Source organism: Streptomyces sp. NPDC031474 (assembly GCF_055581185.1).
Genome location: NZ_JBVIJX010000014.1, coordinates 39859 through 66009 on the forward strand (window position 1 = coordinate 39859; position 26151 = coordinate 66009).

The following is a 26151-nucleotide window of genomic DNA, read 5'->3' on the forward strand; positions in this document are numbered from 1 at the left end:
GCCCCGGCAACCTGAAAGCAACCTGAACAACGGCCCGCGTCCGCTGGTCAACGGCGCTGGAACGCTGGTAGAACTACCCGCCGGGGCGGCCGCGGTAGGAGTGGCAGCAGCAGTGCGGCGATGAGGAGGCGGAAGATCCGTGGGCCGGAACGGCGAAGACGCGGATCATCGCGCCGATGACGACGCCGGGCACGGTGCCCGATGAGCAGGCGGGTCAGCGGTCCTCCCAGTCGCCCGGCTCGCCAGTAGCGAAGGAGGGCGCCGGGGCCGGCCACGACGTTGTACAGCAGGTTCGTCGGTGTCACCGCCGGACTGGGCACGCCCAGGGCGCTGAACTGGACGGGTAGCAGAAAGACCGCTCCGGAGACTCCGACGGGCGAGGTGGCCACCGAGATCAGGAGCCCGGCGACGAACCCGAGCAACCCCGACGACCACGTCACTACACCCGTTGGAAGGCCACCGCCCCGAAGCGCACCGGGGCCGACTTCGGATCGGGTGCCTCTCCTTCTCGTGAACATCGACCCGGCCTGATCCAACAGCCTCCCGAGGCAAGGAACAACCGCCCGGTCCGCTCGCGTCCCAGCATCCGCCTGAGCACCCAAGAGCCTTCTGGCATGGCATCAGTCGCAATAAGTGGCTCGAGTGGGGCAGCTGTCTTTTCCCGCGCAGATCCAGGATGTCAACCACGCGATCCCGCGCAGGTGCCTGCCGCAGGATCCCGCCGGCGGTGGTCTACAGGGGCCGGGGTGCCAGAGAGCGGGCAGGGTGGCGGGGGCCGAGGAAGACGACGATGCCCCTGCCGTCGGGGGAGGGATGGGTGGCCTGGGTCCAGCCCTGGCGGCGGTAGAAGGACATGGCCCGCCCGGACCGGACGGATGTGAGCAGCCAGCAGCGGCCGTCCGGGGCGTCCGCGGTGACCGCCTCCAGCAGGTCGGCCGCCAGGCCCGTGCCGTGGGCGGCCGGACGGACCGCGAGTTCGTCGATCTCTCGGGCGCCGACCAGCCAGTCCGTGGTGTGGTCGGGGCCGAGGCCGGCGGCGGCCTGTGGGTAGCAGCGGTCGGTGGGGAAGGGGGAGAGGGTCGTCCAGGCGGTGGCGAAGCCGACGACGTCCGCACCCGCGAAGGCGAGCGCGGCGGTGAAGCCCGGCCGGCGTACGTCCCGGGCGAGCCGCCCGACGAACTCGATCGCCTTCTCCTCGTCCTCGTTCCATGGCGAGGTGCGGAAAGCGTCGGCGTAAACGGAGTGCAGAGCAGCGGTGTGCTTGAGCAGGTCGGCGTCTGTGAAGAGGCGGATGTCCGGGCGCATCAGGCCACCTGCGCCGGGATCGCCGACATCGGGTGCGACGCCGCGAACGCAACCGACGCCGCCGGGTCGATCGACAGCTCCAGCGGCGCGGGCTCGGCCCCCGCGCGGACGACGACGTCCGCGCGCCGGATCACCGGCCGTACGGAGTGGACATGTGCGCGGTCGGAGATCTCGGGGACCGCGCTGCCGTAGCGGGCACGCTTGTCCGTGCTCGACGCCACCGCGAGGCCCGGCAGCCGCCCGCCCGCGACCAGCCCCCCGCCGCTCACATAGCAGGACAACTCGATGCCGAGCACGACCGGACCCACGCGCCCCCACTCCCTGCGCATTGCTAGTTATTGCAATTATTATGCAATAAGGCCAGGGGTGCTGTGGAGCCCAGGGTCGATTGCGGGTCGTCGGGTGCGAGGACCTTCCCTCGCTTCGGGTGCCTGGCGACGTGACCGCGACGCGGCAGCGAGAAAGCAGGAACTGATGACGACGGTGGCGATCAGGCGGGCTGTCGCCCGGGACGCGGAGCATCTCACCGCCCTGGTCCAGGCGTCCGGCGCCTATCAGGGCCCGTACGCCTCGATCATCTCCGGCTACCGCGTCACCGCGGACTACATCGAGGGCCACCAGGTGTTCGTCGCGGTCGGTGCGGCCGGGCGGATCTTGGGCTTCTATGCCCTCATCCTTGATCCGCCGGAGCTGGATCTGGCGTTCGTCGCGGACGACGCGCAGGGCAGGGGTGTGGGGCGCCTCCTGGTCGAGCACATGATCGGCCTGGCGCGGGGCGCCGGACTGGTCGCGGTGCGTGTGGTCGCCCATCCTCCGGCGGAGGATTTCTACCGGCGGCTGGGTGCCGTCCGGGTCGGTACGGTCGCACCGGTCCCGCCGAAGGTCACGTGGGAGCGTCCCGAGCTCCGGTTCGCCCTCGCATGACCGGGCCTGGGTCCCTGCCGGCCCGCTTTTCCTGGTGCTGGCCGAAACCTGGCCCGGTCTTTACTGCCTTGATCTTGTTACTGCAATTGGTTGGCAGAAGCCTGGAGGGTGCGGCTGAAAACAGCCACCCGCCCCGGCAGTGAGGTTCACGTTTCCATGCCGTCCGCTCCCCACTCCGTCCGTCCGGCCACGAAGACCGGCGCGCGGGGTGTCTCCTGGCGCCGCATCCGTACCTCGATGACCCGCAAGGAGTGGGCAAGCCTCGGTGGGATGGCGGCCTTCATCCTGGCGCTGCACGTCATCGGCTGGTTCACGCTGGTGGTGATCGTCGCGCCCGAGCACTACAGCCTGGGCACCAAGACCTTCGGGATCGGCATCGGCGTCACCGCCTACACCCTCGGCATGCGGCACGCCTTCGACGCCGACCACATCGCCGCCATCGACAACACCACCCGCAAGCTGATGAGCGAGGGGCAGCGCCCGCTGTCGGTGGGCTTCTGGTTCTCGCTCGGCCACTCCTCGATCGTCTTCGCGCTGGCCTCCCTGCTCTCCCTCGGCGTCAAGGCGCTGGCAGGACCGGTGGAGAACGACGACTCCACGCTGCACAGCGTCACCGGCTGGATCGGCACGACCGTCTCGGGGACCTTCCTCTACGTCATCGCGATCATCAACCTGGTGATCATGGTCGGGATCTGGAAGATTTTCCGGCAGATGCGCACCGGCCGCTTCGACGAGGCCGCGCTCGAGGAACAGCTCAACAACCGGGGCTTCATGAACCGCCTGCTGGGCCGGCTGATGAAGTCGATCACCAAGCCCTGGCAGATGTACCCCCTGGGTCTGCTGTTCGGCCTCGGCTTCGACACCGCCACCGAGATCGCCCTCCTGGTCCTCGCCGGGTCCGGCGCGGCCTCCGGCCTGCCCTGGTACGCGATCCTGTGCCTACCGGTCCTCTTCGCGGCGGGCATGTCCCTGCTGGACACCATCGACGGCTCGTTCATGAACTTCGCCTACGGCTGGGCCTTCTCCAAGCCGGTCCGCAAGGTCTACTACAACCTCACCATCACCGGCCTGTCCGTCGCCGTCGCCCTCATCATCGGCACGGTCGAACTGCTGGGCCTGATCGCCGATCAGGCGGATCTGCACGGCCCGTTCTGGGACTGGGTCTCCGGACTCGACCTGAACATCATCGGATACGTGATCGTCGGGCTGTTCTTCGCGACCTGGGCGGTGGCCCTGCTGGTGTGGAAGGTCGGCCGGATCGAGGAGAAGTGGACGGCCGGCCTGGCCTCCGCCGCCGAGCGGGGGGCGGAGTAGACACGATTCTGGCTCCGGTCGGCCGGAACCGCCTGCGTGCCGCCGGCCTCTCGCGCAGCGGCGGATTGCCCCCGATCTCTACGAATCGGTCTCGATCCGGGCCGTCGCTTGGGCCACGCCGCCGGCCGGGCAATCATGTGGCCATGCACCGGCCGCTCCGCCTCCACACCCCCGAGTGGTTCACGGCCGACGATTCGACCGTGAACGTCGCCCTTGTGTACCCGATGCAGGGGCCTGCCGGGATCTTCGGTCCCACCTGTGAGGCGTGCGCGCGGCTTGCGGCCGAGGAGGTCAACAAGGCCGGCGGGGTGCTCGGCAAGGAGCTGCGGCTCCTCGAAGTCGACGGCGGCGGGGATCCCCAGGCTGTGGCCCGGGAAGTGGAGGCGCTGGTCGCGACCGGGACGGTGCACGGCGTGACCGGGTGGCACATCTCCTCCGTCCGGGAGGCGGTCGCGCCGCGGGTCGCCCACCGGGCGCCGTACGTGTACACGGCCCTGTACGAGGGCGGCGAGCGCACCGAAGGTGTCTTCATGACCAGCGAGACGCCCGACTGGCAGCTGCTGCCCGCCATGCGGCTGCTCGCCGAGGCGCGGGGTGTGCGGCGCTGGTTCGTCGTCGGCAACAACTACGTCTGGCCGCGGCGCACGGCCCGTGCCGCCCGCCGCTATGCCCGCACCTGCGGGAACGGCCGGGTCTGCGGCGAGGCGTACCTCCCCCTGGGCGCCGAGGACTTCCGCGACGTGCTGCGGCGGATCGAGCACACGGACGCGGACGGCGTGCTGATGCTGCTGGTCGGCAGCGACGCGGTCCGCTTCAACCGCGCCTTCGCCGCCTCCGGGCTCGACCAGCGGTGTCTGCGGCTGAGCACGCTGATGGACGAGAACATGCTGATGGCCAGCGGCCCCGAGGCGACCGGCGACCTGTTCAGCACCGCCGGGTACTTCGCGTCACTGGCCAACCAGGACGCCCTCGACTTCCACGGGCAGTACGCCGCCCGGTTCGGGATCGAGGCACCCGCCCCGGGCAGTCTCGGCGAGTCCTGCTATGAAGGCGTGCTGCTGCTGGCGGCGCTGATCGAACGGGCCCGCACCCTGGACGTCTCCGCGATCGGCGCCGCCGCCGACACGGTGTCCTACGAAGGGCCGCGCGGGCTGCTTCACCTCCACGAGCGGCACGTACGCCAGCGCATCTACCTCGCGGAGGCGGACGGCCTCGACTTCAATGTGCTCGCCCAACTGGACGCTCCTCATCACCTGTTGTGACACCGCTGTCCAGTGCGTCGGCCAGCTGGTCCAGCAGGGTCTCCAGCCGCGGCCCGTCCTCCCCCGCCAGCAGTGGCTCCAACTCCGCCCAGTCCGAGCGCACTTCACGCGCCAGCAGCTGCCAGTGCTGCACGCCCCGCGGCGTGAGGTGAGCCAGGATGCGGCGTCGGTCGGCTGGGTCGACGCGGCGGAAGACCAGGTTCTGGTCGACGAGTTGGTCGACCAGCTTGGTGAGAGTCGGTGCCGGAAGGAAGGCGTGGTCGGCGAGGGCGGTCATGTTGTGTCCCTGCCCGTCGGAGAGCAGGTCGAGGACCCGCCATGCCTCCACCGAGCACTCGAACTCGTCGAGGACGGACTGCACTCGGCGCACGGAGAGGCGCTCGGCCCGTGTGAGCAGGTGGAGCAGGTCCTGCGGCCGCCTCGGCATTGCGCTCCTCCGCTCGAAGCCCTGGTTCCCCGTACGGGGGATGCCTGGAGCCTACCGTCGATCACCGCAGGCTTGACAAGAGGTACCGGGAAATAGATCCTTCCGGCAGGAAGCATTAATTGCCGTTTGCTGAGATGCCGTCAAGTTGGCGTATCCAGTGGCGGCTTTTTCTTTTGGCCCTCTTGTTGCTTCCCCTGGAAACTAATCTTCTATTGCGTCGAAACGCGGTGGAAACAGTTTCCTCGCAGGCTGTGGACGCACTTCAGCGACCAGCCCGGACGCCACCTGAGGAACGGCTGGGGGATCCGTGCGCCACCACCGCCGTTTCTGAAGCGCGTCCCATCTGCTCCCTCCCCAGAGTCTTCCGCTCTCTTCGCATCGCCCTTCGGGGCATGGAGGTTTTCTATGTCCGGGCTCAGCATCAGCAGGCGCGGTCTGCTGGCCGGTATGTCAGCGGTCGGCGCGTCCGCCGCCCTCAGCGCCTGTGGCGCCAAGACGGGGGACACCTCCTCGGCCGACGCGGCCGGCGCCAAGGCCGACACCTCCGGCAGCACGGTCAAGGTCGGTCTGCTCAACTCGCTGTCGGGCACGATGGCCATCAGCGAGGTCACGGTCCACAACTCGCTGCTGCTCGCCATCAAGGAGATCAACGCGGCCGGCGGTGTGCTGGGCAAGAAGCTGAAGCCCGTCAGCCAGGACGGCGCCTCCGACTGGCCGACCTTCGCGGAGAAGGCGGAGGCCCTGATCAAGGACGACAAGGTCGCGGCCACCTTCGGCTGCTGGACCTCGGCCAGCCGCAAGGCCGTCAAGCCGGTCTTCGAGCGGTACAAGTCGCTGCTCTTCTACCCCGTGCAGTACGAGGGCCTGGAGCAGTCCCCGTACATCTTCTACATCGGCGCGACCACCAACCAGCAGATCATCCCCGCGCTGGACTACCTCAAGAAGCAGGGCCTGACCAAGCTCTACCTGGTCGGCAGCGACTACGTCTTCCCGCGCACCGCCAACAAGGAAATAAAGGCGTACGCGAAAGCCAAGGGCATGACGGTGGTCGGCGAGGACTACGCCCCGCTGGGTTCCACGGAGTTCAGCACGATCGTCAACAAGGTCAAGGACTCCGGCGCGGACGCCGTGTTCAACACCCTCAACGGTGACAGCAACGTGGCCTTCTTCAAGGAGTACAAGTCCTCCGGGATGACCGCGAAGAGCATGCCGGTGCTGTCGGTCTCCATCGCCGAGGAGGAGGTGAAAAGCATCGGCACCCAGTACCTGGAGGGCCAGCTGACCGCGTGGAACTACTACGAGACCACGCCCGGCGCGGCCAACACCAAATTCGTGGCGGCGTACCAGGCCGCGTACGGCAAGGACAAGCCGACCAGCGACCCGATGGAGGCCGCCTACATCTCGGTCTACCTCTGGAAGGCGATGGTCGAGAAGGCCGGCTCCTTCGACGTCGCCAAGGTCAAGGCGGCCTCCGACGGCATCACCTTCGATGCCCCCGAGGGCAAGGTCACCGTCGACGGAGCGACCCAGCACGTCTACAAGACGGCCCGGATCGGAAAGGTCGGTGCGGACGGCCTGATCACCGAGGTCTGGAACTCCGGCAAGCCGATCAAGCCCGACCCGTACCTCAAGGGCTACGACTGGGCCTCCGGCCTGTCCTGAGTCCCGGCCCAGCCCCTTCCGGACGGACCCGGCCTTCTCGAGGCCGGGTCCCGTCCCGCGCGCCCGCACCTTCGTCCCCGACCCGGAGCCGCTTCATGACGGTCATCCTCAACCAGTCCTTCACCGGCATCAGCATCGGTGCCGTCCTCCTGCTCATCGCGCTCGGCCTGACCCTGACCTTCGGGCAGATGGGCGTGATCAACATGGCGCACGGCGAGTTCATCATGGCCGGCGCCTACACCACGTACGTGCTGCAGAAGTCCATCAGCAGCGCCGGGATCTCGCTGCTCGTCGCCCTGCCCGTGGCCTTCCTCGTCGCCGGCGCCATGGGAATGCTGCTGGAATGGCTGCTCATCCGGCGCCTCTACACCAGGCCCCTGGACACGCTGCTGGTCACCTGGGGCGTCTCGCTGATGCTGCAGCAGCTCGCCCGCGACATCTTCGGCGCCCCGAACGTGCAGACCCACGCCCCGGACCTGCTCACCGGCAACATCTCCGTGGGCGGCGGCATCACCCTCGCCAACAGTCGGTTGTTCATCCTCGGGCTCGCCCTACTGAGCGTCCTCGCCCTCACGCTCATCCTGCGGCTCACCCCGCTCGGCCGTCGCATCCGGGCCGTCGTGCAGAACCGGGACCTCGCCGAGGTGTCGGGCATCGCCACCGGGCAGGTCGACCGGATCACGTTCTTCATCGGCTCGGGCCTCGCGGGCGTGGCCGGAGTCGCGCTCACACTGGTCGGCCCGATCGGCCCGACCATGGGCACCAACTACATCGTCGACGCATTCCTCGTCGTCGTCGTGGGCGGCATCGGACAGCTGAAGGGCAGTGTGATCACCGCCTTCGCGCTCGGTGTGCTCCAGTCGGTCCTCGAATACTCGACAACGGTCAGTGTCGCGAAGGTCATGGTGCTCGTGGCGATCGTCGCCTTCCTCCAGTGGCAACCCCAGGGCCTGTACACACTGCGCACCCGGAGCCTGGCATGACGACAACGACCACCACCGCCGTGCCCTCGCAGTCCGCATCGTTGCTGGAACGCTTCCGCGTGCCCGGCGGCTTCGCCCTCGGCGCCGTGCTCCTCCTCGGCATCGCACCGCTCGCCCTCTCCGACTTCCGCCTCTCGCTCCTCGCCAAGTACCTCTGCTACGCGATCGTGGCCGTCGGCGTCAGCCTGGCCTGGGGCCGCGGCGGACTGCTCGTCCTCGGCCAGGGCGTCTTCTTCGGCCTCGGCGGCTACGCCATGGCGATGCACCTCAAGCTCGCCGACGCCGCCGCGGCCCCGGGCGGCAGCCCCGGCGCACTGCCCGACTTCATGCAGCTGTACGGGTCCGGCGGCGCCCTGCCCTGGTGGTGGAAGCCCTTCGCCAACCCCGCTTTCGCGCTCGCGGCGACCGTCCTGCTGCCCATGGCCGTCGCCGCGGTGCTCGGCTTCTTCATCTTCCGCCGCCGGGTCAAGGGCGCCTACTTCGCCATCCTCAGCCAGGCCATGGCCGCGGCCCTGTCCATCTGGCTGGTCGGCCAGCAGGCCACCACCGGCGGCACCAACGGACTCACCGACATGCAGGGCTTCTTCGGCTACTCCCTGGACGACCCGGCCAACCAGAAGATGGTGTACTTCATCATCGCCGTGGTGCTGCTGCTCCTGATGGCCCTCGCCCGCCAGTTGTTCGTCAGCCGCTACGGCGAACTCCTCATCGCCGTACGGGACTCCGAGGAGCGGGTCCGCTTCCTCGGCTACGACCCGGCCAACGTCAAGCTCGTGGCCTACGTCGTCGCGGCAGGCATGGCCGGCCTGGCGGGCGCCCTGTTCGTGCCGGCCGTCGGGATCATCTCCCCGGCCCTGATCGGCATCGTGCCGTCCATCGGCTTCGTCATCGGCGCGGCGGTCGGCGGCCGAGCGTCCCTCGTGGGCGCGGTGCTCGGCGCGGTCGCCGTGGCCTGGGCGCAGAGCACCCTCTCCGACGCCTTCCCCGCCGCCTGGACCTACTTCCAGGGACTGCTGTTCATCGTGGCGGTCGGCTTCCTCCCCGGTGGCCTGGCCTCCCTGGTGACCGTCATCCGCAACCGCCGTACCCCTACCACCCGTTCAGGAGAGACAGCATGAGCGGCGAAGGACTGACCATCCGCGACCTGCGCGTCACCTTCGACGGCTTCACCGCCGTCGACGGCGTGAACCTGGACGTGTCGGCCGGAGACCTGCGGTTCCTCATCGGACCGAACGGTGCCGGCAAGACCACCCTGGTCGACGCGGTCACCGGCCTGGCGAAGGCCACCGGATCGGTCCGTTTCGGCGACCAGGAACTCATCGGTAAGCCCGTGCACCGGATCGCCCGCCTCGGCATCGGGCGTACGTTCCAGACGGCCACGGTCTTCGAACAGCTCACGGTGCTGCAGAACCTCGACATCGCCGCGGGCGCCGGACGGGGAATGATGACGATGCTCCGCCGCCGCAAGGGCATACCGGAGCCGGTGACGAAGGCGCTGGAGACCACCGGCCTGACCGAGCTGCGCGACCGCCCCGCCGGTGTCCTCGCCCACGGCCAGAAGCAGTGGCTGGAGATCGGCATGCTGCTCGTCCAGGACGTGCAACTGCTGCTGCTCGACGAGCCGGTCGCCGGCATGAGCCACGACGAACGCGAGGCCACCGGCGAACTGCTCCAGCGGGTGAGCGCGGACCACACCGTCGTCGTCATCGAACACGACATGGACTTCATGCGCTCCTTCGCCCGCAGCGTCAGCGTGCTGCACGCCGGCAAGGTCCTCAGCGAAGGCACGGTCGCCGAGGTCCAGGCCGACCCGAAGGTCCAGGAGGTCTACCTGGGCCGTGCCTCCGAGCCGGAACCCGCGTCCGGGACCGAACCGTCCGCCACCCCCGTATCCGTCGCCGAGGAGGCGTGACGCCCATGCTGGAGATCAACACCGTCCAGGCCGGCTACGACCGCACCACTGTGCTGCACGGCGTGACCGTCAAGGTCCCGGGGGACGGCGTCGCGGCCGTCCTCGGCCACAACGGCGCCGGCAAGAGCACCCTCCTGCGCGCCGTCATGGGCCTGATCAAGCCGAAGAACGGGACGATCCTGCTGGACGGCGAGGACATCACCCGCCTCGCCCCGCACCAGCGGGTGGCCCGCGGAATGGCATACGTACCGCAGGGCCAGCAGTCCTTCCCGCACCTCACCACCGCGGAAAACCTCCAACTCGTCGCCGACGGCCGCCCCGACGGCAAGGAGGCCATCGCCGAAGCTCTCGACCTCTTCCCCGTCCTGCGCGAACTCTCCGGCCGCCGCGCCGGTCTGCTCTCCGGCGGCCAGCGCCAGCAACTCGCCATCGCCCGCGCCCTGGTGACCCGCCCGCGCCTGCTCCTGCTCGACGAGCCGACCGAGGGCATCCAGCCGTCCGTCGTCACCGAGATCGAGCAGACCATCCTGTCCCTGGCCAGGCGCGGTGGACTGTCCGTACTCCTCGTCGAGCAGCACGTGGGCTTCGCCATGCGGGCCGCTCAGCACTACTACGTACTGGAGGCGGGCCGCGTGACCTCCTCCGGCGAGGGAGGCACGGGAGCCGAGCAGACCGTACGGGCGGCGCTCAGCGTGTGAGCACGCTCCAAGGAGTCCGGCCGTGGCGGTTGTCCTCTCGCGACACGACATGGTCCTAGTCTAGGACCAATGCCTGATCGGCGGGTGCCCTGTCTTGCTGTTAGCGTGCAGTTGCATACTAGTGGCAATAACACGGCCGAAGGATGATGGACATGGCGGTTTACACGCTCCCGGAGCTTCCGTACGACTACGCGGCGCTCGAACCGGTCATCAACCCGCAGATCGTCGAGCTGCACCACGACAAGCACCACGCGGCGTACGTCAAGGGCGCGAACGACACCCTGGAGCAGTTGGCGGAGGCCCGCGACAAGGAGCAGTGGGGCTCGATCAACGGCCTGGAGAAGAACCTGGCCTTCCACCTCTCCGGGCACATCCTGCACTCCATCTACTGGCACAACATGACCGGTGACGGCGGCGGCGAGCCGCTGGCCGCCGACGGCGTGGGCGATCTCGCGGACGCGATCGCCGAGTCGTTCGGCTCGTTCGCGGGCTTCAAGGCGCAGCTCACCAAGGCGGCGGCCACCACGCAGGGTTCGGGCTGGGGCGTGCTCGCCTACGAGCCGCTCAGCGGCCGCCTCATCGTTGAGCAGGTCTACGACCACCAGGGCAACGTCGGCCAGGGCTCGACCCCGATCCTGGTCTTCGACGCCTGGGAGCACGCCTTCTACCTCCAGTACAAGAACCAGAAGGTCGACTTCATCGACGCCATGTGGGCCGTCGTCAACTGGCAGGACGTGGCCCGGCGTTACGCCGCCGCCAAGGAGCGCGGCGACAGCCTGCTGCTCGCGCCGTGACGGTCTGACTCCAAGATGTCCTGCTCGTGATCGTCTTCTCAACCTTCACTTGCAGGCAGCACAACAGAGGGCTCCCGCGAGGACGTGACTCGTGGGAGCCCTTCTGCTGACAGGGTCTCCTCGCTCAGCGTGTCCCAGTCGACCGTGCGATCGCACCAGCGTCGCAGGAGTACGCGGTCGTGGCCCACGGTGAGCAGGCCCGCGCCGGTGGTCCGGCGGTAGTCCTCGACCACCGTGACCAGTGCGGCCGTGGTGGAGGCGTCCAGCATCGCCGTCATCTCGTCGCAGACCAGCCAGCGCGGGCGCAGCACGAGGGCGCGGGCCAGGCAGGCGCGTTGCAACTGGCCGTCGCTGACTTCGTGCGGGCGTCGGCTCAGCAGGTCGGGTGTCAGGCCGACGGTCGCGGCCAGTTCGGGAACCCGTTCGGGGACGGCCTCGCGTCGGCCGGTGGCGTGCAGGGGCTCGGCGATCAGGTCGGTCAGCCGCAGCCGGGGGTCGGCGGAGAGCCGGGGCTGCTGGAAGACGATCGCGACGGCGGTGCGCTGCTCGCTCGGGGCGCGGTGGCGCCAGCGGCGCACCGGGACGCCGTCCAGGACGAGGGCGCCGGAGTCCGGGCGGTGCAACAGGGCGGCGACACGGGCCAGCGTGGACTTGCCGCAGCCGCTGGGCCCGAGCAGCCCGACGGCTTCGCCGGGCGCGATGGCCAGGGACACGTTCCGCACCACGGGTGCGCGCCGGTCGTATCCGGCGGTGATACCGCGCAGTTCAAGCACGGAGGTCCTCCTGCACGTACGGGTGGTGGCAGGCGACGGCACCCTCGCCAGTCAGGTGCGGCAGGGTGGCGCAGGCGTCGGTGGCCCGTTCGCAGCGGGCGGCGAAGGCACAGCCGTCGGGCAGGTCGCCGAGTTCCGGGGGCATCCCGGGGATGGGGGAGAAGGCACGGTCGGGAAGGGCCTGGAGGAGACCGCGGCTGTACGGGTGGCGGGGGCCGGGGGAGCCGAAGAAGGCCTGAGCGTCGGCCAGTTCGACGAGCCTGCCCGCGTACATGACGGCGACGCGGTCGGCGATGCGTGCGGCCGCCGTCAGGTCGTGGGTGATCATCAGCAGGGCTTGTCCGGCGGAGTCCACGGGGCGCCGTAGCTCGTCGACCGTGCGGTCGACCAGGTCGCGGTCGAGCCCGGTGGTCGGTTCGTCGGCAAGCAGCAGAGGTGCGTCGCCGACGAGGGCGAGGGCGGTGGCGGCGCGTTGGGCGAGGCCGCCGGAGAGCTGGTGGGGGTGGCGGTCGAGGTGGTCGGGCGGAAACGCGGCGCGTTCGGCGGCTGTCCGAGCGGCGGACCGCCGGGCGGCGCGGCCTCGGATGCCGGTCAAGACGCCGACTGTCTCCTCCAGTTGGGAGCGGATGGTGCGCACCGGGGTGAGGTGCGCGGCCGGACTCTGCGGGATGAGACCGATGAGGCGGCCACGGACGGTGCGGGCGAGGGTGCGCTCGTCGGCGGAGAGCAGGTCGAGGTCACCGAGCCGGGCCGCGCCCGTGGTCTGGGCGTTGGCGGGGAGCAGGCCGAGGAGCGCGGAGACGAGGACGGACTTGCCGCAGCCGCTCTCCCCGACCAGGGCCAGGCACTCGCCGGCCGCCACGTCGAAGTGCGCGTCGGTGACGGCGGCGATCCGGCGGCCGCCCGGCATGAGGAAGCGCACGGACAGCCCGCGCACCGACAGCACCGGCTGTCGCTCGGTGACAGTCACAGCATCAGCTCCGATCGGCGGCGGGGATTGATCCGTTCCCGCCATGCCCCCGCGAGTCCGGCGATGGCGAGGGTCGGGACGATGATGAAGACGCCCGGGAAGAGGGTCGGCCACCATTGCCCGGCCAGCAGCGAACCCCGTGCGCCCTGGATGAGGGTGCCGAGACTCGCCGTGTGCGTGGGCAGCCCGAGGCCGAGGAAGGACAGGGCCGACTCGTGCCACATGGCGTGCGGCACCATCAGAACGGCGGCGAGCGCGGCCTGGGGCAGCACGGCCGGCAGCAGGTGCCGTACCGCGACCCGCCACCGGGACGCGCCACCGGAGACCGCGGCGTCGATGTACGGGCGCGATCGCAGCGACATCACCTCGGCCCGCACGATCCGGGCCGTGGACAGCCAGTGGGTGAGCCCGACCGAGATCACGACCGGCCAGACTCCCGGCCGGAACATGGCCACGATGAAGATGCCCATCAGCAGGTGGGGCACGGACGAGAAGGCGTCGACGACGCGCATGAGGCCGCGGTCGACCCAGCCGCCCAGGGCCCCGGCGGTGGCCCCGACGGCGGTACCGATCACCGTGGCGGTCAGAGCCGCCGCCACACCGACCAGCAGGGAGACCCGCAGCCCGTAGACGCAGCGGATCAGCAGGTCGCGCCCGAGGTCGTCGGTGCCGAAGGGGTGGGGCCAGCTCGGTGGCAGCAGCTTGGCGGCCAGATCCACGGCCTGCTGGTCGAGCCGGACCAGCGGCGGTACGAGGAGTACGGCGAGGACGGTCGCGGCGACGAGCGCGGCGGAGGCCCGCACCCGTACTGTGCGAGTCGAGCGGCGCCTCGTGCCGTACGACCGCCAGACGGCTTCGGCGGGGGCCGGCGAGTCGGGGCCTGGGAAGTCGGGAGCCGGGGAGTCGGGAGCCGGGGAGTTGGGAGACCGGTAGTCCGGAGCCGGGGAGCCCGGCGCGTCACATGTCACTGAACTTCACCCTCGGGTCGAACAGGCAGTAGAGCAGGTCCGCGAGCAGATTGCCGACCAGCACGGCGGCGGTGGCCAGGGTCGTCAGGGCGGCGAGCAACGGGAAGTCGACGGCGGTGGCAGCCTCCACGGTCGCCGCCGCGATGCCCGGCCAGCTGAAGACGCTCTCCACCAGCAGCGCGCCGGTGATGAGTTCGGGGACGCGGGAACCGATCAGCGTGAGGACGGGAAGTATCCCGGAGCGCAGGGCGTGCCACAGCAGGACGGTGCGTTCGCTCGATCCGCGCGCCCGGGCGCCGCGGACCGGGTCCTCCGCCAGCGCGTCGCCCACGCCCTGACGTACGTACAGCGCGAACCAGGGCAGCTGTGAGACGGCGAGCACGCCCGCCGGCAGCGCCAGATGACTCGCCACCTGCTCAGGAGTGACCTGCTCGCTGGCGGTGTCCGTCAGCCCGCCCGCCGGGAACACACCCAGCTGGAGGGCGAACAGCCAGATGACGAGCAGCGCGATCCAGAAGACGGGCGCCGCCTCCAGCGTGTACGCCAGCGAGGTGACGATCCGGTCGAGCCACGACCCGGGACGGCGGGCCGCCAGCACCCCCAGCAGCGTGCCGGCCAGTACGGCGACCACGAACGCGACCGCGCACAACAGCGTGGACCAGAGCAGGCGTTCGCCGATGACCTGGCCGACCGGCTGGCGCAGCACGCTCGACTGACCGAGGTCCCCGCCGAGCGCGGAGGTCAGCCACCGCCACCAGCGGACGGCGAAGTGCTCGTCCACGCCGAGGTTGTCCCGCAGCCGGTCCAGGGTCTCCTGGTCGGCGCCGAGGGCGGCCGGGCCGGCATACGCCCTGACGGGGTCGAAGGGGGAGGCGGCGGCGATGGCGAAGACGCCGAAGGTGACGACCAGGAGGACGGGCACGGCGAACAGCGCCCGCCGTCCCACCAGACGCGCCATCGCTCCCCAGGGCGGCCGGATCACTTCTTCGGCTGCCAGTCCTCGATGTTCCACCACGGCCCGCTCGCGAAGCCGTGCTCATGCGGCTCCAGTTGCGTCGTGAGTCCGCTCCAGCGGTCGGCGAGCACGTAGAGGTGGTCGATGTGGGTGAGGAAGGTGTAGCCGGGGTCCTTCACGAGCTGACGCTGGAGGGTGTCGTACGCCGTCTCGCGCGTGGCCTCGACCTGGCTGCGGCGGCCGGCGTCCAGGGCCTTGTCCACGGCCGGGTTGTCGTAGCGGGCCATGTTGTTGAAGCCGTCGCCGGCGAGAGAGGAGTGCAGCAGGGTGTACAGGCCGAAGTCGGGGTCGCCGGTGCTGCCGAAGCCCGCGAGGACCGCGTCGTTCTTCATCCGCGGCTCGATCACCTCCCAGGTCGCGCTCTCCACCGTCACGTCGATGCCGGCCTTCTTGGCGTCGGAGGCGTAGGCGAGGGCGTGGTCCTGGCGGACCTTGTCGCCCGAGGGGTAGAGCAGAGTGAACGCCGCCCGCTGCCCGCCCTTGGCCCGGATGCCGCCGTCGCCGGTCCTCCAGCCCGCCTGGTCGAGGACCCGACGGGCCTTGTCGAGGTCCTGGTTGCGCTCGATCCCCTTGGCGAACCAGGGGTCGTCGACGGGCAGCGGCCCGTACGCGGGCCGTCCCGCTCCGTCGAGGATCTTGTCGACCATCGCCTTGCGGTCCACGGCGGCGTCGAGCGCCTGCCGTATCGCCCGGTCGCCGGTGACCTTGTTCTCCTGGGGGAGGGTGACGGTGCGGAAGTCGTAGGACTTCGCGTCGTACGTCTTCAGGCCCGCGTCGCCCTTGAACGTGGCGGCGAGGTTGGGCGGGAGGATCGCACCGTCCAGATCACCGGAGCGCAGGCGGGTGGCCCGTACGTTGTCGTCCCCGATGACCGCCATGGTGAACGTCTTCACCTTGGGCGCGCCGCCCCAGTAGTTCGGGTTCGCCTTGAACGTGAGCTTCTCGCCCTTGCTCCAGGAGGAGAGGACGTACGGTCCGGTGCCGACTGGCTTCGTGTTGAACGAGCCGGTGTTGGGGTCCTGCTCGGCGGCGATGTGCTCCGGGACGATGGGCAGAACGGTGCGTCCGGCGAACGGCGCGTAGGCGTATTTGAGCCTGAAGACGACCTTGTTGGCACCGTCCGCCCGCACCTCCTTGACGGCGTCCAGCTCGCTGCGGGAGGTGTTGTTGGTCTTCGCGTCCAGAACCGTCCGGTAGGTGAAGACCACGTCGGCGGCCGTCAGCGGCTCACCGTCGCTGAACTTCACGCCGTCGCGCAGGGTGTACGTGTAGGTGAGCCCGTCGTCGGCGACCTGGGGGAGCGCCTTCGCCAGGGCGGGCGTGAGCTCCAGGTCCCCGTCGCGGGCGAGGAGTCCATCGAAGATCTTCGAGTTGCCGTCCTTGCCGTACCCGAGCAGCGGGCTGAGGGTGTCCGGCTCGGACGCGACCCCGATCACGACGGACGTGGCGGCCGTGTCGCCGCCCTCACCGCTGCTGGGCGCCGAGCAGGCGGCGAGCCCGGTCAGCACAACCGCCGTAATGGCGGCACGTCGTATTCGGCGGGTCGTCATCAGTGCCTCACACCCTTGCTGCGTCTCAACCGCTCTTGCGAATCATTCGCGGCAAGGGCTACCCAGTGAGATCCCGCAACAGTCCACACCTCGGGGAACGCGGCGGCTATGCACCAATTGAGATGAGCAAGTCCCCGGGTGTAACGCCGACTTGAAGGATGACGCTTATAAGAACAGCGCCGCATCTGCGGTAGCGTTCTTATAAGATCGTGCCCACCGAACCCGGAGGTTGAATGGCCGTCCTGTCCGTCACTGCGCCCGAATCCGACGACTTTCGCGCGCAGCTCGCTGCCCTCGGTACCAAGCTGGAGTACCTGCACCCGGCCCTGCGGGCCGGCGAGATCGCCCGCCGCTCCGCGACGCGGAACCACCCGGCCAACACGGCCGGTACTCGGGCGTACCAGGAACACGTTCGCATCATCCGTGAGATGCACATCCAGCACGAGGGCTGGAAGCGGCTTCTGCACGACCACCTGGAGGTCGTCTGCAACCCTGACGGGACTGTCGCCATCGGTGTCATGGTCGGGGATGCGGCGACGGGTGAGCGGTCCAGCCTTCCCCGGAACCTCCGTCGGCGGGGCGCGGCCACGCAGCGGGTCGCCGAGGGCAACGCCGCACAGTTGGAAATGTTCGCGGTGCACCGTCGGGACGAGGTCGTCCTGAGTGCCGAGGAAGTCGCCCAGCTCCAGGTCTGGTTCCTCGTCTCGTACCGCGTCGAGGCCGGCGGCAAGGTCCACATCCACAACGAGCTGTCGCTGCCCGGCGAGGTCGCGAACGGCTACGTCACGAAGTGGAAGCGGCGCATCCCTCTCCCCGCCCTCGAAATGGACGGAATCGAACCACCGTACGAAGATGGGGGCGGCGAGATCGACATCCAGGTGCCGTTCCGCTGACCCTCCGTCCCGGTGCGGCACTGTTGTCAATGCCGCACCCTGCACCACCGAGCAACGAGGCAGTCCACCATGGTGACCCCATCACGCATCACGCTGGCCCGGAAGCGTCGGGGACTGACCCTCGCAGATCTCTCGAACCGCGCCGGCGTGTCTCTGCAGAGCCTGTCGAACTACGAGACCGGGCGCACAGCACCCCGCCCGACCACCGTTCGACGGATCGCGGACGCGCTCGACTTCCCGGAGAAGTTCTTCAACGGACCGGACATCGACGAACTCCCGGCCGACGGCATCTCCTGGCGCGCCCGGACCAAGACACCGCCCCGCATCCTGGACTCCGCCCGGGCCGCGGGCACCCTCGCCGCGCAGTTGTACGAGTGGATCGACGAGCGTTTCCGACTGCCCGACCCCGACCTGCCCTCACTCGGCAAGCCCGACCCGGAGACGGCCGCCGAGATGGTCCGTACCCGATGGGAACTCGGAAACGCACCGGCGCCGAACATGGTGCACCTGCTCGAAGCCCACGGCGTCCGGGTCTTCTCCCTCCCACCGGACTCACTGGAGGTGGACGCCTTCGCGGTATGGCGGGGCAGCGTCCCGTTCGTCTTCCTGAACACGATGAAGACCGTCGAGCGCGGCAGGTTCGACGCCGCCCACGAACTGGGCCACCTGGTCATGCACGGCAGTGGCGAGCGCCTCTGCACCGGACCGGAGGCCGAACGTCAGGCGAACGACTTCGCCAGCGCGTTCCTCATGCCCGCCGCGGGTGTGCTGGGCCACATGCCGGCGGGAGCCCGAGTCGACCAGATCCTCCAGGGGAAGCGGATGTGGAAGGTCTCCGCCATGGCGCTGACGTACCGCATGCACGACCTCGGCCTCCTCACCGACTGGCAGTACCGCTCGGCCTGCGCGGAACTGAGCGCGCGGGGATACCGCACGGACGAACCGCAGGGTCTGAAGAGGAGAGAGACGTCGCAGATCCTGACCAAGGTCTTCCAAGGCCTTTGGGGCAAAGGCATCCGTCCAGGTGACGTCGCCGGTCAGCTCGGCGTCACAGCGGACGAGATGGGCAAAATGCTCTTCGGGCTGACCATCGCGACGCCGGAGGACGGGCGAGAAGGGCTAGGCGACCATCAGAGCAAGGGGACTCTAAGCCTCGTACGCTGAGCGGTCAGCGAAGTCGCTGGTCTTGGACGTCGTGCAGGATCTCTCGCTGGGGATGGTCGAAGCCCTGACCTTTGGAACGGGAATGCGCTGCGCCCGAGTTTGAGATTCTTCCTCAGGTGGAGCGATGCTCGTCCCGCGCCTCGGGGGGTTGGAGCCGTGTGGACTCGTTGAGGACGCGTTGGGGACGCGTTGGGGACGCAAGGACAGGAACGGACTGGCAAGGGCCGAGAAAAGCTGGCATGGCTCACCCCATCTGACCTGCAAATACGCCGCGGATCGGCATTGATCGATAAGGGCCGCCAAGATCCTCAAAGGACTCATGATCCGTCGGCCGTGGGTTCGCGTCCCACCCGCCCCACCTGTGCAGGTCTTTCCCCTGTGGAACGTCGCCTCTCAGGTGCCGGAACGTCAACTCGGGCTCGTCGGACTGAATCCGCTGCTCGCGAGTTCGACGGCGAGTGCCCCGTTGCGACGGGCCACTCCCGTTCCTCGTCGCCGACTGGGCGGCTGTGGAGGCTCTACTGCCTGAGGTCGATCGTGCGGACCGGCTGTCCCGTGGTGCGGGCGATGGTGTCGAAGTCGTGGTCGCAGTGAAGCAGTGTGAGCCCCGCTTCCTCGGCGGCGGCAGCGACTAGGAGGTCCACGGGGCCCGCGCTGCGGTGCTCACCCTTGGCGGTCAGCTGTTCCTGGACGACACGGGAGCGGCGGTAGACGCCGTCCGGCATGGGGCACCAGACGTAGTGGGCGTCGAGCGCCGCCTTCACACGCGTACGGTCTGCGGCCGAACGGGCTGAGTAAAGGACCTCGAGTTCGGTGATGTCGCAGATCGCGACGAGGCCGGCGCCGATCCTGTCATCCCAGTCGGCCGTGTTCTGGCGGAGCAGGACGCGGGCGAGCGCGGAGGTGTCGATGAGGTAATCGGCGACGGTCACTCATACGCTCCGGTGTCGGAGGCGGCGTCGGCTGTGCTCGTGGGCCGGTACTTGCTCTTGTCCAGGAGAAGGTCCATGTCCAGTGCGCCGTCGGTCACCAGCTCGCGGGCTTCGTCGAGCGCGCGCAGACGCCTATAACGGGCCGTTACTTCCCGCAGCGCGGTGTTGATGGTCTCGCGCTTGGTGGTGGTGCCGAGTTCCTTGGCCGCTTCTTCCAAGGCCTCGTCGTCGAGGTCGATCACGGTACGACTCATGGGTGCCCTCCTGTATATATCGACTAGAGTGTACCAAGATACAAGATCTTTTATATATGGCACGTCGGTGGGAGGTAGCAGAGGTCCTGGCCTGTCAAAACTGCTCCTGAGGCTCCCCTGGCAGCGGGGCGAGCCTCAGCGGGTGGGAAGGTCAGTCCGCTGCCGACGGGCCACGGACAGCGGAAAGTCGATCACTCCGGCACAGTGACGAAGACCCCTGCTCGCGCGGGACCTGAACCGCAAAGCCGGCCTGGCTGCCGTGCCGTACGGGAAGGGCCCTCTCCCTCGCAGGCGTCGACTCGGAAGGCGCTGGATCCGCTCGTTCGGTGCAGGGCACGGGTTGCTCAGTGGCAACTGGACTCTCTGAGCCGTCCGCCGGGGTGGGATGTGGAGGCTTTCCACCCCGGTCGGGTCCCATCGGATGTACTCGCCGGCTTGGCGGCGGCGTTGACCAGGTACTCCAGGGGCCCGCGGCGGAAGAAGCGGGACCAGATCGCGGCGAACACGATCGCCCCGAGGACGAACATGAGCAGCGGCACCCAGGACTGCTCGGTGCCGGGCCCGACCCCGAGCTCGGACAGCCAGGGCTGCACGACGAAGTGGCCGACGTAGGCGGTCAGGGACATGGTGCCCACGGCGACGACCGGTTTGGCCAGGCGGCGCAGTCGCGGGAGGCGGTCCATCGTCACCGGCACGCCCGCGATCATGAGGATCGCCACTCCCACGCTGCTCATGATGTCGAACGTGGTGCCGCTGTGCGGGCCGGCCGTGAATGCCCTTCTCGAAGGCGCGCCGCCATGAAACACCGGCCACGTCCGCGGCGACGGGTGCCCTGCGACCGCAGCGGGGCAACTACCACTGTCAGACCCAGGTGGCAGCATCACCGAAGTGAACGCCCTGAGGCGTCCTCAACTCACCTCCGTAGCCCACGAAGAGGAGCATTCCCCTTGCGACTGCATCACGTAGCGCCCGGCATTGCCGCGGGCATCCTCGCCCCGGCCCTCCTGCTCGCCACGCCGTCCTTCGCCGCCACGGCGGCACCGACCGCGGTGACGGTGCCCGCGGTGTCCTCGTCCGCGGCCGAGCCGGACGCCGATGACCTGAGGGTGGCCATAGTCCGGATCCTCGCCGACCCGGACAGCGGCCGGCGCGTCATCGCCGAGGTCAACGCCCTCCTGGACGCCAACGACTCCGACGCGATGCGCGCCTGGCTGGAGACGGGCTACCGGATCGCCCAGGCCGAGGACGACCGCGTTGCCATCGCCCGCATCCTCGCCGACCCGTCCATCAGCCCGGCCCTGCGCGCGGCAGCCAACGCCGCACTCGACGACAACACACCCGATGCACTGCGCCGCTTCCTGGAAGTCGGCAGGTACCAGGTCGCCTGACCGGCACGGCGCCGCACCACAGCGCGTCGCCCGGGTGGCACCCCCTGCCGCACGCCCGGTCGCCGGAACGCCGAGAATCCGGGCGGGGCCGCCTGCACCTCTGTGTGGCGGCCGGCCCCGCCCGGCAGGCCCTGCGCCGGCTCGGCGCCCTCCGCAGAGCTCTGTGGTCTCGCCGCCCGGTGCGGCAGGGGCCTCTGACACCTCCGACAGCAGAAAGCACATTCTTCGATGACCACACAACTCCTACGCACCGAGCGCAGCGGTCCGCAGACCGCTTCCGCCGTGACCGACCTGCCGTTCAAGCCTCAGCTCGTCAAAGCGGTGTTCAGGGACGTGACCTCGTTGCACGTCTCCCGGCCGGCCGCGTGGGCCGCCGCGTCGGTGACGCGGACCGTGCTGACGGAGATCATCGACGGCGCGAGAAGCGCGGCGGCCGAGGAGGCCAGGACGAGGCTGACTCCCAAGGACCTCATCTCGGCGATCGACCGGAACGTCGAGGTGGAGGTGGGATCGGCGTGGTACCTGCACAGCCCGACCTTCCACGGCCTGATGGGCGAGATGCGCAACGCCGATGGTGCGCTCGTGTCTCTTCGTGAGCGCCGCGGGGCGCGTACACCGAGTGGTGTGGCCGGCGCCCACCGGTTCGAGGCCGGGGTGAGAAGGCTGCTGGGGAGCCGGCGGGTGAGGGCCGTCCCGGCGATGGTCCGCGACCTGGACGGAATCGCGAGCGTGTTCCTGACGGCCCTGGCCCGGGACGCGGCCAAGGTCGTCCGCGAGGGCGGGGTCAAGCGGTTCGGGACGGTCAGTCTGGTGGTGCCGGGCGAGCCGGCCCCGGCCCCGCTGCTCAAGGATCCGCTCCTCGCCCTGTCCACCCGCTGCGGGGACGGGCGCACTGTTGGCGGGGGTGACGTCCTGGCCGCCGTCACGATGCAGCTGTTCGGCGATCTCAGACAACGCGCCATCACCGAGGCGGCCGAGATGACACGGAACACGTCGGCCAACTGATCGGGCCCGCCCCTGCGCTCTGTCCACTGCGCACGGTTCCCCCGTGTGCGGCTCCCGGAATCTGCCGCCCGCATTCGGCTCCGGCAGGCTCGCGAGAACGGGCTCGTCGCATGGGCGCGGACCGCCGGCCGCAGGCACCCCACGGGGAAGACCTCCCTTAAATGGCCGTGCGAGGACGCAGGACCAGTGCGCCGCCGAGGCCGGAGATCAGCTGCGCGGCGCTCACCACGGCGGTGGTGTCGGCGGTCGCGGCGAGCAGCCCTCCCGCGACCATGACCACCACACCGACGCAGAACATCCGCTTGCGGCCGAAGAGGTTGCCCAGCGTGCCGGCCGACAGCACCAGACTGGCCACCACCAGCGTGTGCGCGCTGGTGATCCAGATCAACGCACTCGGGCTGACGTACCCCTCGTTTCCCGAGGATGTGGTCGGAGTCGGTTGCTGGGCGCACCGCCGTTGGGGCGCCAGGGCGGTGCGCCGTCGGCCGCTATGCCTGCTGGTTGATGAGCCCGGCGTAATAGCCGAGGTTCCGCTCGATCTCATCGAGACCGACCTCGGCGATGGCCTTGCCCAGCTGCGGCACGCGCGCCTGGAATCCCGGCCAGTTGACCGACTCGGCGAACTCCGCCCAGGACGCGCGCAGGTCGGCCACCGGCGGCAGAGTCGACCGGTTGATCTGTGCCTTCGCGCCCAGGACGGACGCCCTGTCGAAGGACGCGATGCGCGCTGCCACGCCGTTGACGAGGTCATCGAGCTCGGCGTCGGGGACGGCCCGGGTCACCCATCCGTACTTCTCGGCGCGCTCGGCGTCGTAGTCCTCGCTGGTGAGGACCGCTTCGAGCGCGCGGTCCCGTCCCAGCAGCCGGGCCAGACGGTCACTGCCGCCACCGCCAGGGACGATGCCGATCGCGACCTCGGGCTGGCAGAAGACCGCCTCCTCGAGGCTGGCGTAGCGCAGGTCGAAGGCCAGGGTGATCTCGTCGCCCCCGCCCCGCGTACGCCCGCGGATGGAGGCGATGCTGATGAAGGGGGCGCTGCTCAGCCTGGTGACGAGTTCGACCCACGTCGGGGTCCCGTCCGCGGCGTTCAACGCCAGGAGTTCGGGCACCTGGCCGAGATCGGCGTGGTTGAAGAAATATCCGGGCGTACCGCTGTCGAAGACGACGACCTGGACCTTCTCGTCTCTGCTCAACTCATCGACGACAGCGATCAGTTGGATGACAGTGTCCGCGCCGACGACGTTCACGGGCGCATTCGTGAAAGTAACGCGGCGGATCTTCGGCGCCACGGTCTCGATGCTGAACATGCCGTGCTGCGTCATGGTGTGCTCCGGTTCTGAAGTGTTCGAGCGGGGTGGGAAGGGTTGCGTGGGCCGGCGTGAACGCGCGGTGCACGTACGCCGGCGGGAGATTCGGCCAGACGACCCGGCTGCGCTCCACGCTGGAGAACCGCGTCGCCGGCTCGGCCACGAACCGGCGGGCCGGGGGAGTCCAGGCCGCGTGGACGTAGGCGAAGGTGCTGAACCGGCCGTCCGCGCGCAGTACGCCGGTCACCGCGTCGAGGATCCGACGCTGCCGCCGTGCGGCATGACGGTCCACGGCAGACCGGACACGACGGCGTCGACCGGATGGGGGACGAGCGCCGGCAGGTCCTCGGCGGAACCGTGGACCACCTCGACGGTGCTGTCCCGGCACCGGTCCGCGAGCCGGCGGGCGAAGAGGGGGTTGAGCTCGACCGCGACCACCGGTGTCCCCGGTGCCGGCCGTCGCCGTATCGCCTCGGTGATCGCACCGTGCCGGACCCCAACTCCACCACGGCGTCGCCGTGTTCCAGATCCAGGCCGGCGGTCATGGCCTGCGCCAGTGTCGCTGAACTGGGGGGCGACGGCGCCGGTGAGCCGGGGGCGGCGAAGGAACTCGCGCATGATCGACATGTCCGAAACCTAGGGAGCGTCTGGGTCGTCGGAAACCATCCCGAGCGCCCGACGGGGTCACCCGCCAGGACGAACCAGTCCGCTCTCGTAGGCCATGACGACGGCCTGAATCCGGTCGCGAAGGCGCAGCTTGGTGAGGATCCTGGCCACGTGGGTCTTGACCGTGGTCTCGCCGAGGAACAGCTTCCCGGCGATCTCCGCGTTGTTCAGCCCGCGGGCCACCAGGCTCAGCACCTCGCGCTCGCGGTCGGAGAGCACGTCGAGCGTTGCGTCGGTGAGCGGAGCGAGGGCACCTGTGATGTAGCGGTCGATCAGCCGCCGCGTCACCGAGGGGGCGATGACCTTGTCGCCGCGCAGGACGCTGCGGATGGCCACGAGCAGCTCGGCGGTCGGCGCGTCTTTGACGAGGAAGCCGCTCGCTCCCGCACGCAGCGAGGCGTAGACGTACTCGTCGCGGTCGCACATGGTGAGGGCCAGTACCTGCGTCCGGGGCAACGCGGCCCGAACCTGCTCGGTCGCCGAGATGCCGTCCAGGCAAGGCAGCCGTACCTCCATGAGGACGAGGTCCGGGCGCAGGGTGAGCGCCTGCGCCACTGCCGTCTCGCCGTCCCCGGCCTCGCCGACGACCGTGAGGTCCGGCTGGCCGTCCACGACCATGCGGAGGCCGGCCCGCATCAGCTCCTGATCGTCGCAGATCAGCACGCTGGCCTTCTGCGTCATGGCGCCCGGCCAAGGCCCCGGCCGGCCCCGGTGACGAGGACGGTGTGAGTGGAAAGGTTCATGGAAGGCTCCGGTGAGTCGGTCGGTGAGCAAGCGCATCGGTGGAGGTCAGCGCGGTGGGATCGGCTTCGCACGCGCCCTCCCCGGCTGATGGCGGTCTTCGAACACGGCCAGCGCGACGACGATTGCGGCGGCGACGACGGCCGACAGCCAGGCCGGCACCGCTGTCGTGACCGCGCATCCGACGACCAGGGCGGACAGCGTGATCAGCCGTGCCGGGCTCAGTGCGTCGAACAGGGCCGCCCCGTGCCAGGTCTGCGCCCCGATGTAGAGGGCCGGCCCGCCGAAGAGGAGCAGGTTGGTGGTGATGCCGGCGTGCTCCACCGGAGGTGCGATGACCCGTTCGTCGCCCGCGGCGGCGGCGATGATCCCGGCGACGGAGGCCATGAGACTGAGGACGCCGCTGCGCCCGGCCCTGATGGGGTCCTCGGTCCGCTCGTAGTGGCGGACGACGTGTTCGGAGCGACTGAAGAACAGCCAGAACAACGCGACCGTTCCGGTGAGCGCCACACTGCTGGTCAGCAACGTCATCGGCGCGTACGGCGCCGTGGTGAGCGCGGTGCCGGTCGTCATGATCGTCTCGCCGAACGCGATGATCATGAACAGTCGGCCGCGTTCCAGCAGGTGGCCGCCGGCGAAGGCGACCTCTCGGGAGTCCAGCCTGCGGCCGGGCAGTGGATGCGCCGCCCAGGTGCCCGCCAGCTCGATCAGGATGGCGGCGGCCCACCAGGTCAGCCGCGCGCCGCCGTCGACCGCCGCGCCGATCAGCCACAGAGGTGCGGCCGCGACGAACCAGACCAGGACGCGGATGAAATGTTCCTGGTTGACCCGGTCGAGGCCGACGGTCAGCAGCCATACGGTCCGGCCGATGTGAATGAGCAGGAAGGTGGCGACGAAGACCCAGCCGGCGTCGCCGAAGGCTCGTGGGATCGCGGCGTTCATGAACAGCCCCGCGAGCATGACCCCCAGCAGCATCCGCCTGGTCCGCGGGTTCTCGGCCGGGACGAGGGTGACCGCCCAGGTGGTGTACGCCCACGCCGCATAGACGGCGAGGTAGAGCACGAGCGCCTGGGCGGCGCCGGTCCAGGTGGGATGTACGAGGAGCCGGTGCGACAACTGGCCGATCGCGAAGACGTAGACCAGGTCGAAGAACAGCTCCAGCGGCGTGACCTCCCGGCGCGCCGGGTCGCTGGTCACCTGCACGATGACTCTCCTCAGTGCGGGAGGCGTCCCGACTTTGTCGT

29 protein-coding genes and 2 pseudogenes are annotated in these 26151 nt (G+C 69.5%); 14 read left to right on the top strand and 17 right to left on the bottom strand.

Features of this window, described 5'->3' with window-relative positions:
- Positions 1–98 precede the first annotated feature (98 nt).
- From ACZ5SK_RS28815 to ACZ5SK_RS28825, 3 genes and pseudogenes are all read right to left on the bottom strand, one after another.
- Positions 99–440 (bottom strand): annotated as a pseudogene (locus ACZ5SK_RS28815) (TSUP family transporter); the annotation flags it as partial.
- 292 nt (positions 441–732) lie between these two features.
- Entirely contained in the window at positions 733–1305 is a 573-nt protein-coding gene (locus tag ACZ5SK_RS28820; protein WP_361703464.1) for a GNAT family N-acetyltransferase, read from the bottom strand.
- Positions 1305–1613: a hypothetical protein gene (locus ACZ5SK_RS28825; protein WP_433917668.1), complete on the bottom strand. Its 309-nt coding sequence runs from the start codon at positions 1611–1613 to the stop codon at positions 1305–1307. Before ACZ5SK_RS28825 ends, ACZ5SK_RS28820 begins: the two co-directional genes overlap by 1 nt.
- 166 nt (positions 1614–1779) lie before the next feature.
- Between ACZ5SK_RS28825 and ACZ5SK_RS28830 the strand changes: the two genes are divergently transcribed.
- The 3 genes from ACZ5SK_RS28830 to ACZ5SK_RS28840 all read left to right on the top strand — a co-directional run bounded on the left by ACZ5SK_RS28830 (position 1780) and on the right by ACZ5SK_RS28840 (position 4805).
- A complete protein-coding gene (locus ACZ5SK_RS28830; RefSeq protein WP_361703462.1) occupies positions 1780–2229 on the top strand; it encodes a GNAT family N-acetyltransferase in 450 nt (149 codons plus the stop codon).
- A gap of 156 nt (positions 2230–2385) precedes the next feature.
- Positions 2386–3543 carry a Nickel transporter NicT gene (gene nicT / locus ACZ5SK_RS28835; RefSeq protein ID WP_468155560.1) on the top strand — a complete coding sequence of 386 codons (1158 nt, stop codon included), beginning with the start codon at positions 2386–2388 and terminating at the stop codon, positions 3541–3543.
- Between the two features lie 143 nt (positions 3544–3686).
- The gene (locus ACZ5SK_RS28840; RefSeq protein WP_468415428.1) at positions 3687–4805 is read left to right on the top strand and encodes a substrate-binding domain-containing protein; all 1119 of its coding nucleotides are present in this window, start codon (positions 3687–3689) and stop codon (positions 4803–4805) included.
- Here the strand turns inward: ACZ5SK_RS28840 and ACZ5SK_RS28845 are convergent.
- On the bottom strand, positions 4762–5232 hold the full coding sequence (locus tag ACZ5SK_RS28845; protein WP_457494263.1) for a MarR family winged helix-turn-helix transcriptional regulator: 471 nt from the start codon (positions 5230–5232) through the stop codon (positions 4762–4764). The genes ACZ5SK_RS28840 and ACZ5SK_RS28845 overlap by 44 nt on opposite strands.
- 405 nt (positions 5233–5637) lie before the next feature.
- On the opposite strand from ACZ5SK_RS28845, the gene urtA reads away from it, so the two are divergent.
- The 6 genes from urtA to ACZ5SK_RS28875 all read left to right on the top strand — a co-directional run bounded on the left by urtA (position 5638) and on the right by ACZ5SK_RS28875 (position 11281).
- Positions 5638–6894: an urea ABC transporter substrate-binding protein gene (gene urtA / locus ACZ5SK_RS28850; RefSeq protein ID WP_266395301.1), complete on the top strand. Its 1257-nt coding sequence runs from the start codon at positions 5638–5640 to the stop codon at positions 6892–6894.
- A 95-nt stretch (positions 6895–6989) separates the two neighbouring features.
- Complete coding sequence (gene urtB / locus ACZ5SK_RS28855) at positions 6990–7877, top strand: urea ABC transporter permease subunit UrtB (RefSeq protein WP_334556128.1); 888 nt, start codon at positions 6990–6992, stop codon at positions 7875–7877.
- Entirely contained in the window at positions 7874–8995 is a 1122-nt protein-coding gene (urtC, locus tag ACZ5SK_RS28860) for an urea ABC transporter permease subunit UrtC (RefSeq protein ID WP_334556127.1), read from the top strand. The genes urtB and urtC overlap by 4 nt, the downstream gene beginning before the upstream one ends.
- Positions 8992–9789 carry an urea ABC transporter ATP-binding protein UrtD gene (urtD, locus tag ACZ5SK_RS28865; protein ID WP_334556126.1) on the top strand — a complete coding sequence of 266 codons (798 nt, stop codon included), beginning with the start codon at positions 8992–8994 and terminating at the stop codon, positions 9787–9789. Before urtC ends, urtD begins: the two co-directional genes overlap by 4 nt.
- Positions 9790–9794: 5 nt before the next feature.
- Entirely contained in the window at positions 9795–10487 is a 693-nt protein-coding gene (gene urtE, locus ACZ5SK_RS28870) for an urea ABC transporter ATP-binding subunit UrtE (RefSeq protein WP_468576688.1), read from the top strand.
- 152 nt (positions 10488–10639) lie between these two features.
- Complete coding sequence (locus ACZ5SK_RS28875) at positions 10640–11281, top strand: superoxide dismutase (protein WP_328431421.1); 642 nt, start codon at positions 10640–10642, stop codon at positions 11279–11281.
- A 38-nt stretch (positions 11282–11319) separates the two neighbouring features.
- On the opposite strand, the gene ACZ5SK_RS28880 is transcribed toward ACZ5SK_RS28875, so the two are convergent.
- From ACZ5SK_RS28880 to ACZ5SK_RS28900, 5 genes are all read right to left on the bottom strand, one after another.
- On the bottom strand, positions 11320–12054 hold the full coding sequence (locus ACZ5SK_RS28880) for an ABC transporter ATP-binding protein (protein ID WP_468576689.1): 735 nt from the start codon (positions 12052–12054) through the stop codon (positions 11320–11322).
- Positions 12047–12964: an ABC transporter ATP-binding protein gene (locus tag ACZ5SK_RS28885; protein ID WP_468576724.1), complete on the bottom strand. Its 918-nt coding sequence runs from the start codon at positions 12962–12964 to the stop codon at positions 12047–12049. The genes ACZ5SK_RS28880 and ACZ5SK_RS28885 overlap by 8 nt, the downstream gene beginning before the upstream one ends.
- 56 nt (positions 12965–13020) lie before the next feature.
- Positions 13021–13827, bottom strand: a complete 807-nt coding sequence (locus ACZ5SK_RS28890; protein WP_334556122.1) for an ABC transporter permease — start codon at positions 13825–13827, stop codon at positions 13021–13023.
- Between the two features lie 154 nt (positions 13828–13981).
- Complete coding sequence (locus tag ACZ5SK_RS28895) at positions 13982–14950, bottom strand: ABC transporter permease (RefSeq protein ID WP_468576690.1); 969 nt, start codon at positions 14948–14950, stop codon at positions 13982–13984.
- 20 nt (positions 14951–14970) lie between these two features.
- Positions 14971–16557: an ABC transporter substrate-binding protein gene (locus ACZ5SK_RS28900; RefSeq protein WP_334556120.1), complete on the bottom strand. Its 1587-nt coding sequence runs from the start codon at positions 16555–16557 to the stop codon at positions 14971–14973.
- Positions 16558–16790: 233 nt separating this feature from the next.
- Between ACZ5SK_RS28900 and ACZ5SK_RS28905 the strand changes: the two genes are divergently transcribed.
- Both ACZ5SK_RS28905 and ACZ5SK_RS28910 read left to right on the top strand, forming a co-directional pair.
- Entirely contained in the window at positions 16791–17450 is a 660-nt protein-coding gene (locus tag ACZ5SK_RS28905) for a hypothetical protein (protein ID WP_457494258.1), read from the top strand.
- A 69-nt stretch (positions 17451–17519) separates the two neighbouring features.
- A complete protein-coding gene (locus ACZ5SK_RS28910; RefSeq protein WP_334580283.1) occupies positions 17520–18614 on the top strand; it encodes a helix-turn-helix domain-containing protein in 1095 nt (364 codons plus the stop codon).
- A 518-nt stretch (positions 18615–19132) separates the two neighbouring features.
- On the opposite strand, the gene ACZ5SK_RS28915 is transcribed toward ACZ5SK_RS28910, so the two are convergent.
- The 3 genes and pseudogenes from ACZ5SK_RS28915 to ACZ5SK_RS28925 all read right to left on the bottom strand — a co-directional run.
- Entirely contained in the window at positions 19133–19546 is a 414-nt protein-coding gene (locus ACZ5SK_RS28915; RefSeq protein WP_328482038.1) for a PIN domain nuclease, read from the bottom strand.
- Entirely contained in the window at positions 19543–19800 is a 258-nt protein-coding gene (locus ACZ5SK_RS28920) for a type II toxin-antitoxin system VapB family antitoxin (protein WP_334580286.1), read from the bottom strand. The genes ACZ5SK_RS28915 and ACZ5SK_RS28920 overlap by 4 nt, the downstream gene beginning before the upstream one ends.
- 428 nt (positions 19801–20228) lie before the next feature.
- Positions 20229–20570 (bottom strand): annotated as a pseudogene (locus ACZ5SK_RS28925) (DUF418 domain-containing protein); the annotation flags it as partial.
- Between the two features lie 177 nt (positions 20571–20747).
- Between ACZ5SK_RS28925 and ACZ5SK_RS28930 the strand changes: the two are divergent.
- Positions 20748–21188 carry a hypothetical protein gene (locus ACZ5SK_RS28930; RefSeq protein WP_328482040.1) on the top strand — a complete coding sequence of 147 codons (441 nt, stop codon included), beginning with the start codon at positions 20748–20750 and terminating at the stop codon, positions 21186–21188.
- A 228-nt stretch (positions 21189–21416) separates the two neighbouring features.
- On the top strand, positions 21417–22193 hold the full coding sequence (locus ACZ5SK_RS28935; RefSeq protein ID WP_334580287.1) for a hypothetical protein: 777 nt from the start codon (positions 21417–21419) through the stop codon (positions 22191–22193).
- 157 nt (positions 22194–22350) lie between these two features.
- Here ACZ5SK_RS28935 and ACZ5SK_RS28940 read toward each other — a convergent pair whose 3' ends face one another.
- Positions 22351–22737: an MFS transporter gene (locus ACZ5SK_RS28940; protein ID WP_334580288.1), complete on the bottom strand. Its 387-nt coding sequence runs from the start codon at positions 22735–22737 to the stop codon at positions 22351–22353.
- Positions 22682–23515 carry an enoyl-CoA hydratase/isomerase family protein gene (locus ACZ5SK_RS28945; protein ID WP_334580289.1) on the bottom strand — a complete coding sequence of 278 codons (834 nt, stop codon included), beginning with the start codon at positions 23513–23515 and terminating at the stop codon, positions 22682–22684. Before ACZ5SK_RS28945 ends, ACZ5SK_RS28940 begins: the two co-directional genes overlap by 56 nt.
- A 56-nt stretch (positions 23516–23571) precedes the next feature.
- Here ACZ5SK_RS28945 and ACZ5SK_RS28950 point away from each other — a divergent pair, with 56 nt between their 5' ends.
- On the top strand, positions 23572–23703 hold the full coding sequence (locus ACZ5SK_RS28950) for a hypothetical protein (RefSeq protein ID WP_361703429.1): 132 nt from the start codon (positions 23572–23574) through the stop codon (positions 23701–23703).
- Between the two features lie 40 nt (positions 23704–23743).
- On the opposite strand, the gene ACZ5SK_RS28955 is transcribed toward ACZ5SK_RS28950, so the two are convergent.
- The 3 genes from ACZ5SK_RS28955 to ACZ5SK_RS28965 form a co-directional block, all read right to left on the bottom strand.
- Entirely contained in the window at positions 23744–23938 is a 195-nt protein-coding gene (locus ACZ5SK_RS28955; protein WP_334580291.1) for a class I SAM-dependent methyltransferase, read from the bottom strand.
- Between the two features lie 246 nt (positions 23939–24184).
- Positions 24185–24847, bottom strand: coding sequence for a response regulator transcription factor (locus ACZ5SK_RS28960; RefSeq protein ID WP_328482045.1), 663 nt, complete (start codon positions 24845–24847; stop codon positions 24185–24187).
- Between the two features lie 108 nt (positions 24848–24955).
- Positions 24956–26110, bottom strand: coding sequence for a low temperature requirement protein A (locus ACZ5SK_RS28965; protein ID WP_328482046.1), 1155 nt, complete (start codon positions 26108–26110; stop codon positions 24956–24958).
- Positions 26111–26151 lie beyond the last annotated feature (41 nt).

What these genes read in the sequence shown, in the direction of transcription:
- ACZ5SK_RS28920 (WP_334580286.1), bottom strand. Translation starts at nt 19,800, where the DNA reads ATGAGTCGTACCGTGATCGACCTCGACGACGAGGCCTTGGAAGAAGCG.
- ACZ5SK_RS28945 (WP_334580289.1), bottom strand. Translation starts at nt 23,515, where the DNA reads ATGACGCAGCACGGCATGTTCAGCATCGAGACCGTGGCGCCGAAGATC.
- urtB (WP_334556128.1), top strand. Translation starts at nt 6,990, where the DNA reads ATGACGGTCATCCTCAACCAGTCCTTCACCGGCATCAGCATCGGTGCC.
- ACZ5SK_RS28935 (WP_334580287.1), top strand. Translation starts at nt 21,417, where the DNA reads ATGACCACACAACTCCTACGCACCGAGCGCAGCGGTCCGCAGACCGCT.
- ACZ5SK_RS28910 (WP_334580283.1), top strand. Translation starts at nt 17,520, where the DNA reads ATGGTGACCCCATCACGCATCACGCTGGCCCGGAAGCGTCGGGGACTG.
- ACZ5SK_RS28840 (WP_468415428.1), top strand. Translation starts at nt 3,687, where the DNA reads ATGCACCGGCCGCTCCGCCTCCACACCCCCGAGTGGTTCACGGCCGAC.
- nicT (WP_468155560.1), top strand. Translation starts at nt 2,386, where the DNA reads ATGCCGTCCGCTCCCCACTCCGTCCGTCCGGCCACGAAGACCGGCGCG.
- urtE (WP_468576688.1), top strand. Translation starts at nt 9,795, where the DNA reads ATGCTGGAGATCAACACCGTCCAGGCCGGCTACGACCGCACCACTGTG.
- urtC (WP_334556127.1), top strand. Translation starts at nt 7,874, where the DNA reads ATGACGACAACGACCACCACCGCCGTGCCCTCGCAGTCCGCATCGTTG.
- ACZ5SK_RS28820 (WP_361703464.1), bottom strand. Translation starts at nt 1,305, where the DNA reads ATGCGCCCGGACATCCGCCTCTTCACAGACGCCGACCTGCTCAAGCAC.
- urtD (WP_334556126.1), top strand. Translation starts at nt 8,992, where the DNA reads ATGAGCGGCGAAGGACTGACCATCCGCGACCTGCGCGTCACCTTCGAC.
- ACZ5SK_RS28940 (WP_334580288.1), bottom strand. Translation starts at nt 22,737, where the DNA reads ATGAGATCGAGCGGAACCTCGGCTATTACGCCGGGCTCATCAACCAGC.
- urtA (WP_266395301.1), top strand. Translation starts at nt 5,638, where the DNA reads ATGTCCGGGCTCAGCATCAGCAGGCGCGGTCTGCTGGCCGGTATGTCA.
- ACZ5SK_RS28885 (WP_468576724.1), bottom strand. Translation starts at nt 12,964, where the DNA reads ATGCCGGGCGGCCGCCGGATCGCCGCCGTCACCGACGCGCACTTCGAC.
- ACZ5SK_RS28895 (WP_468576690.1), bottom strand. Translation starts at nt 14,950, where the DNA reads ATGGCGCGTCTGGTGGGACGGCGGGCGCTGTTCGCCGTGCCCGTCCTC.
- ACZ5SK_RS28875 (WP_328431421.1), top strand. Translation starts at nt 10,640, where the DNA reads ATGGCGGTTTACACGCTCCCGGAGCTTCCGTACGACTACGCGGCGCTC.
- ACZ5SK_RS28845 (WP_457494263.1), bottom strand. Translation starts at nt 5,232, where the DNA reads ATGCCGAGGCGGCCGCAGGACCTGCTCCACCTGCTCACACGGGCCGAG.
- ACZ5SK_RS28830 (WP_361703462.1), top strand. Translation starts at nt 1,780, where the DNA reads ATGACGACGGTGGCGATCAGGCGGGCTGTCGCCCGGGACGCGGAGCAT.
- ACZ5SK_RS28905 (WP_457494258.1), top strand. Translation starts at nt 16,791, where the DNA reads ATGGCCGTCCTGTCCGTCACTGCGCCCGAATCCGACGACTTTCGCGCG.
- ACZ5SK_RS28960 (WP_328482045.1), bottom strand. Translation starts at nt 24,847, where the DNA reads ATGACGCAGAAGGCCAGCGTGCTGATCTGCGACGATCAGGAGCTGATG.
- ACZ5SK_RS28900 (WP_334556120.1), bottom strand. Translation starts at nt 16,557, where the DNA reads ATGACGACCCGCCGAATACGACGTGCCGCCATTACGGCGGTTGTGCTG.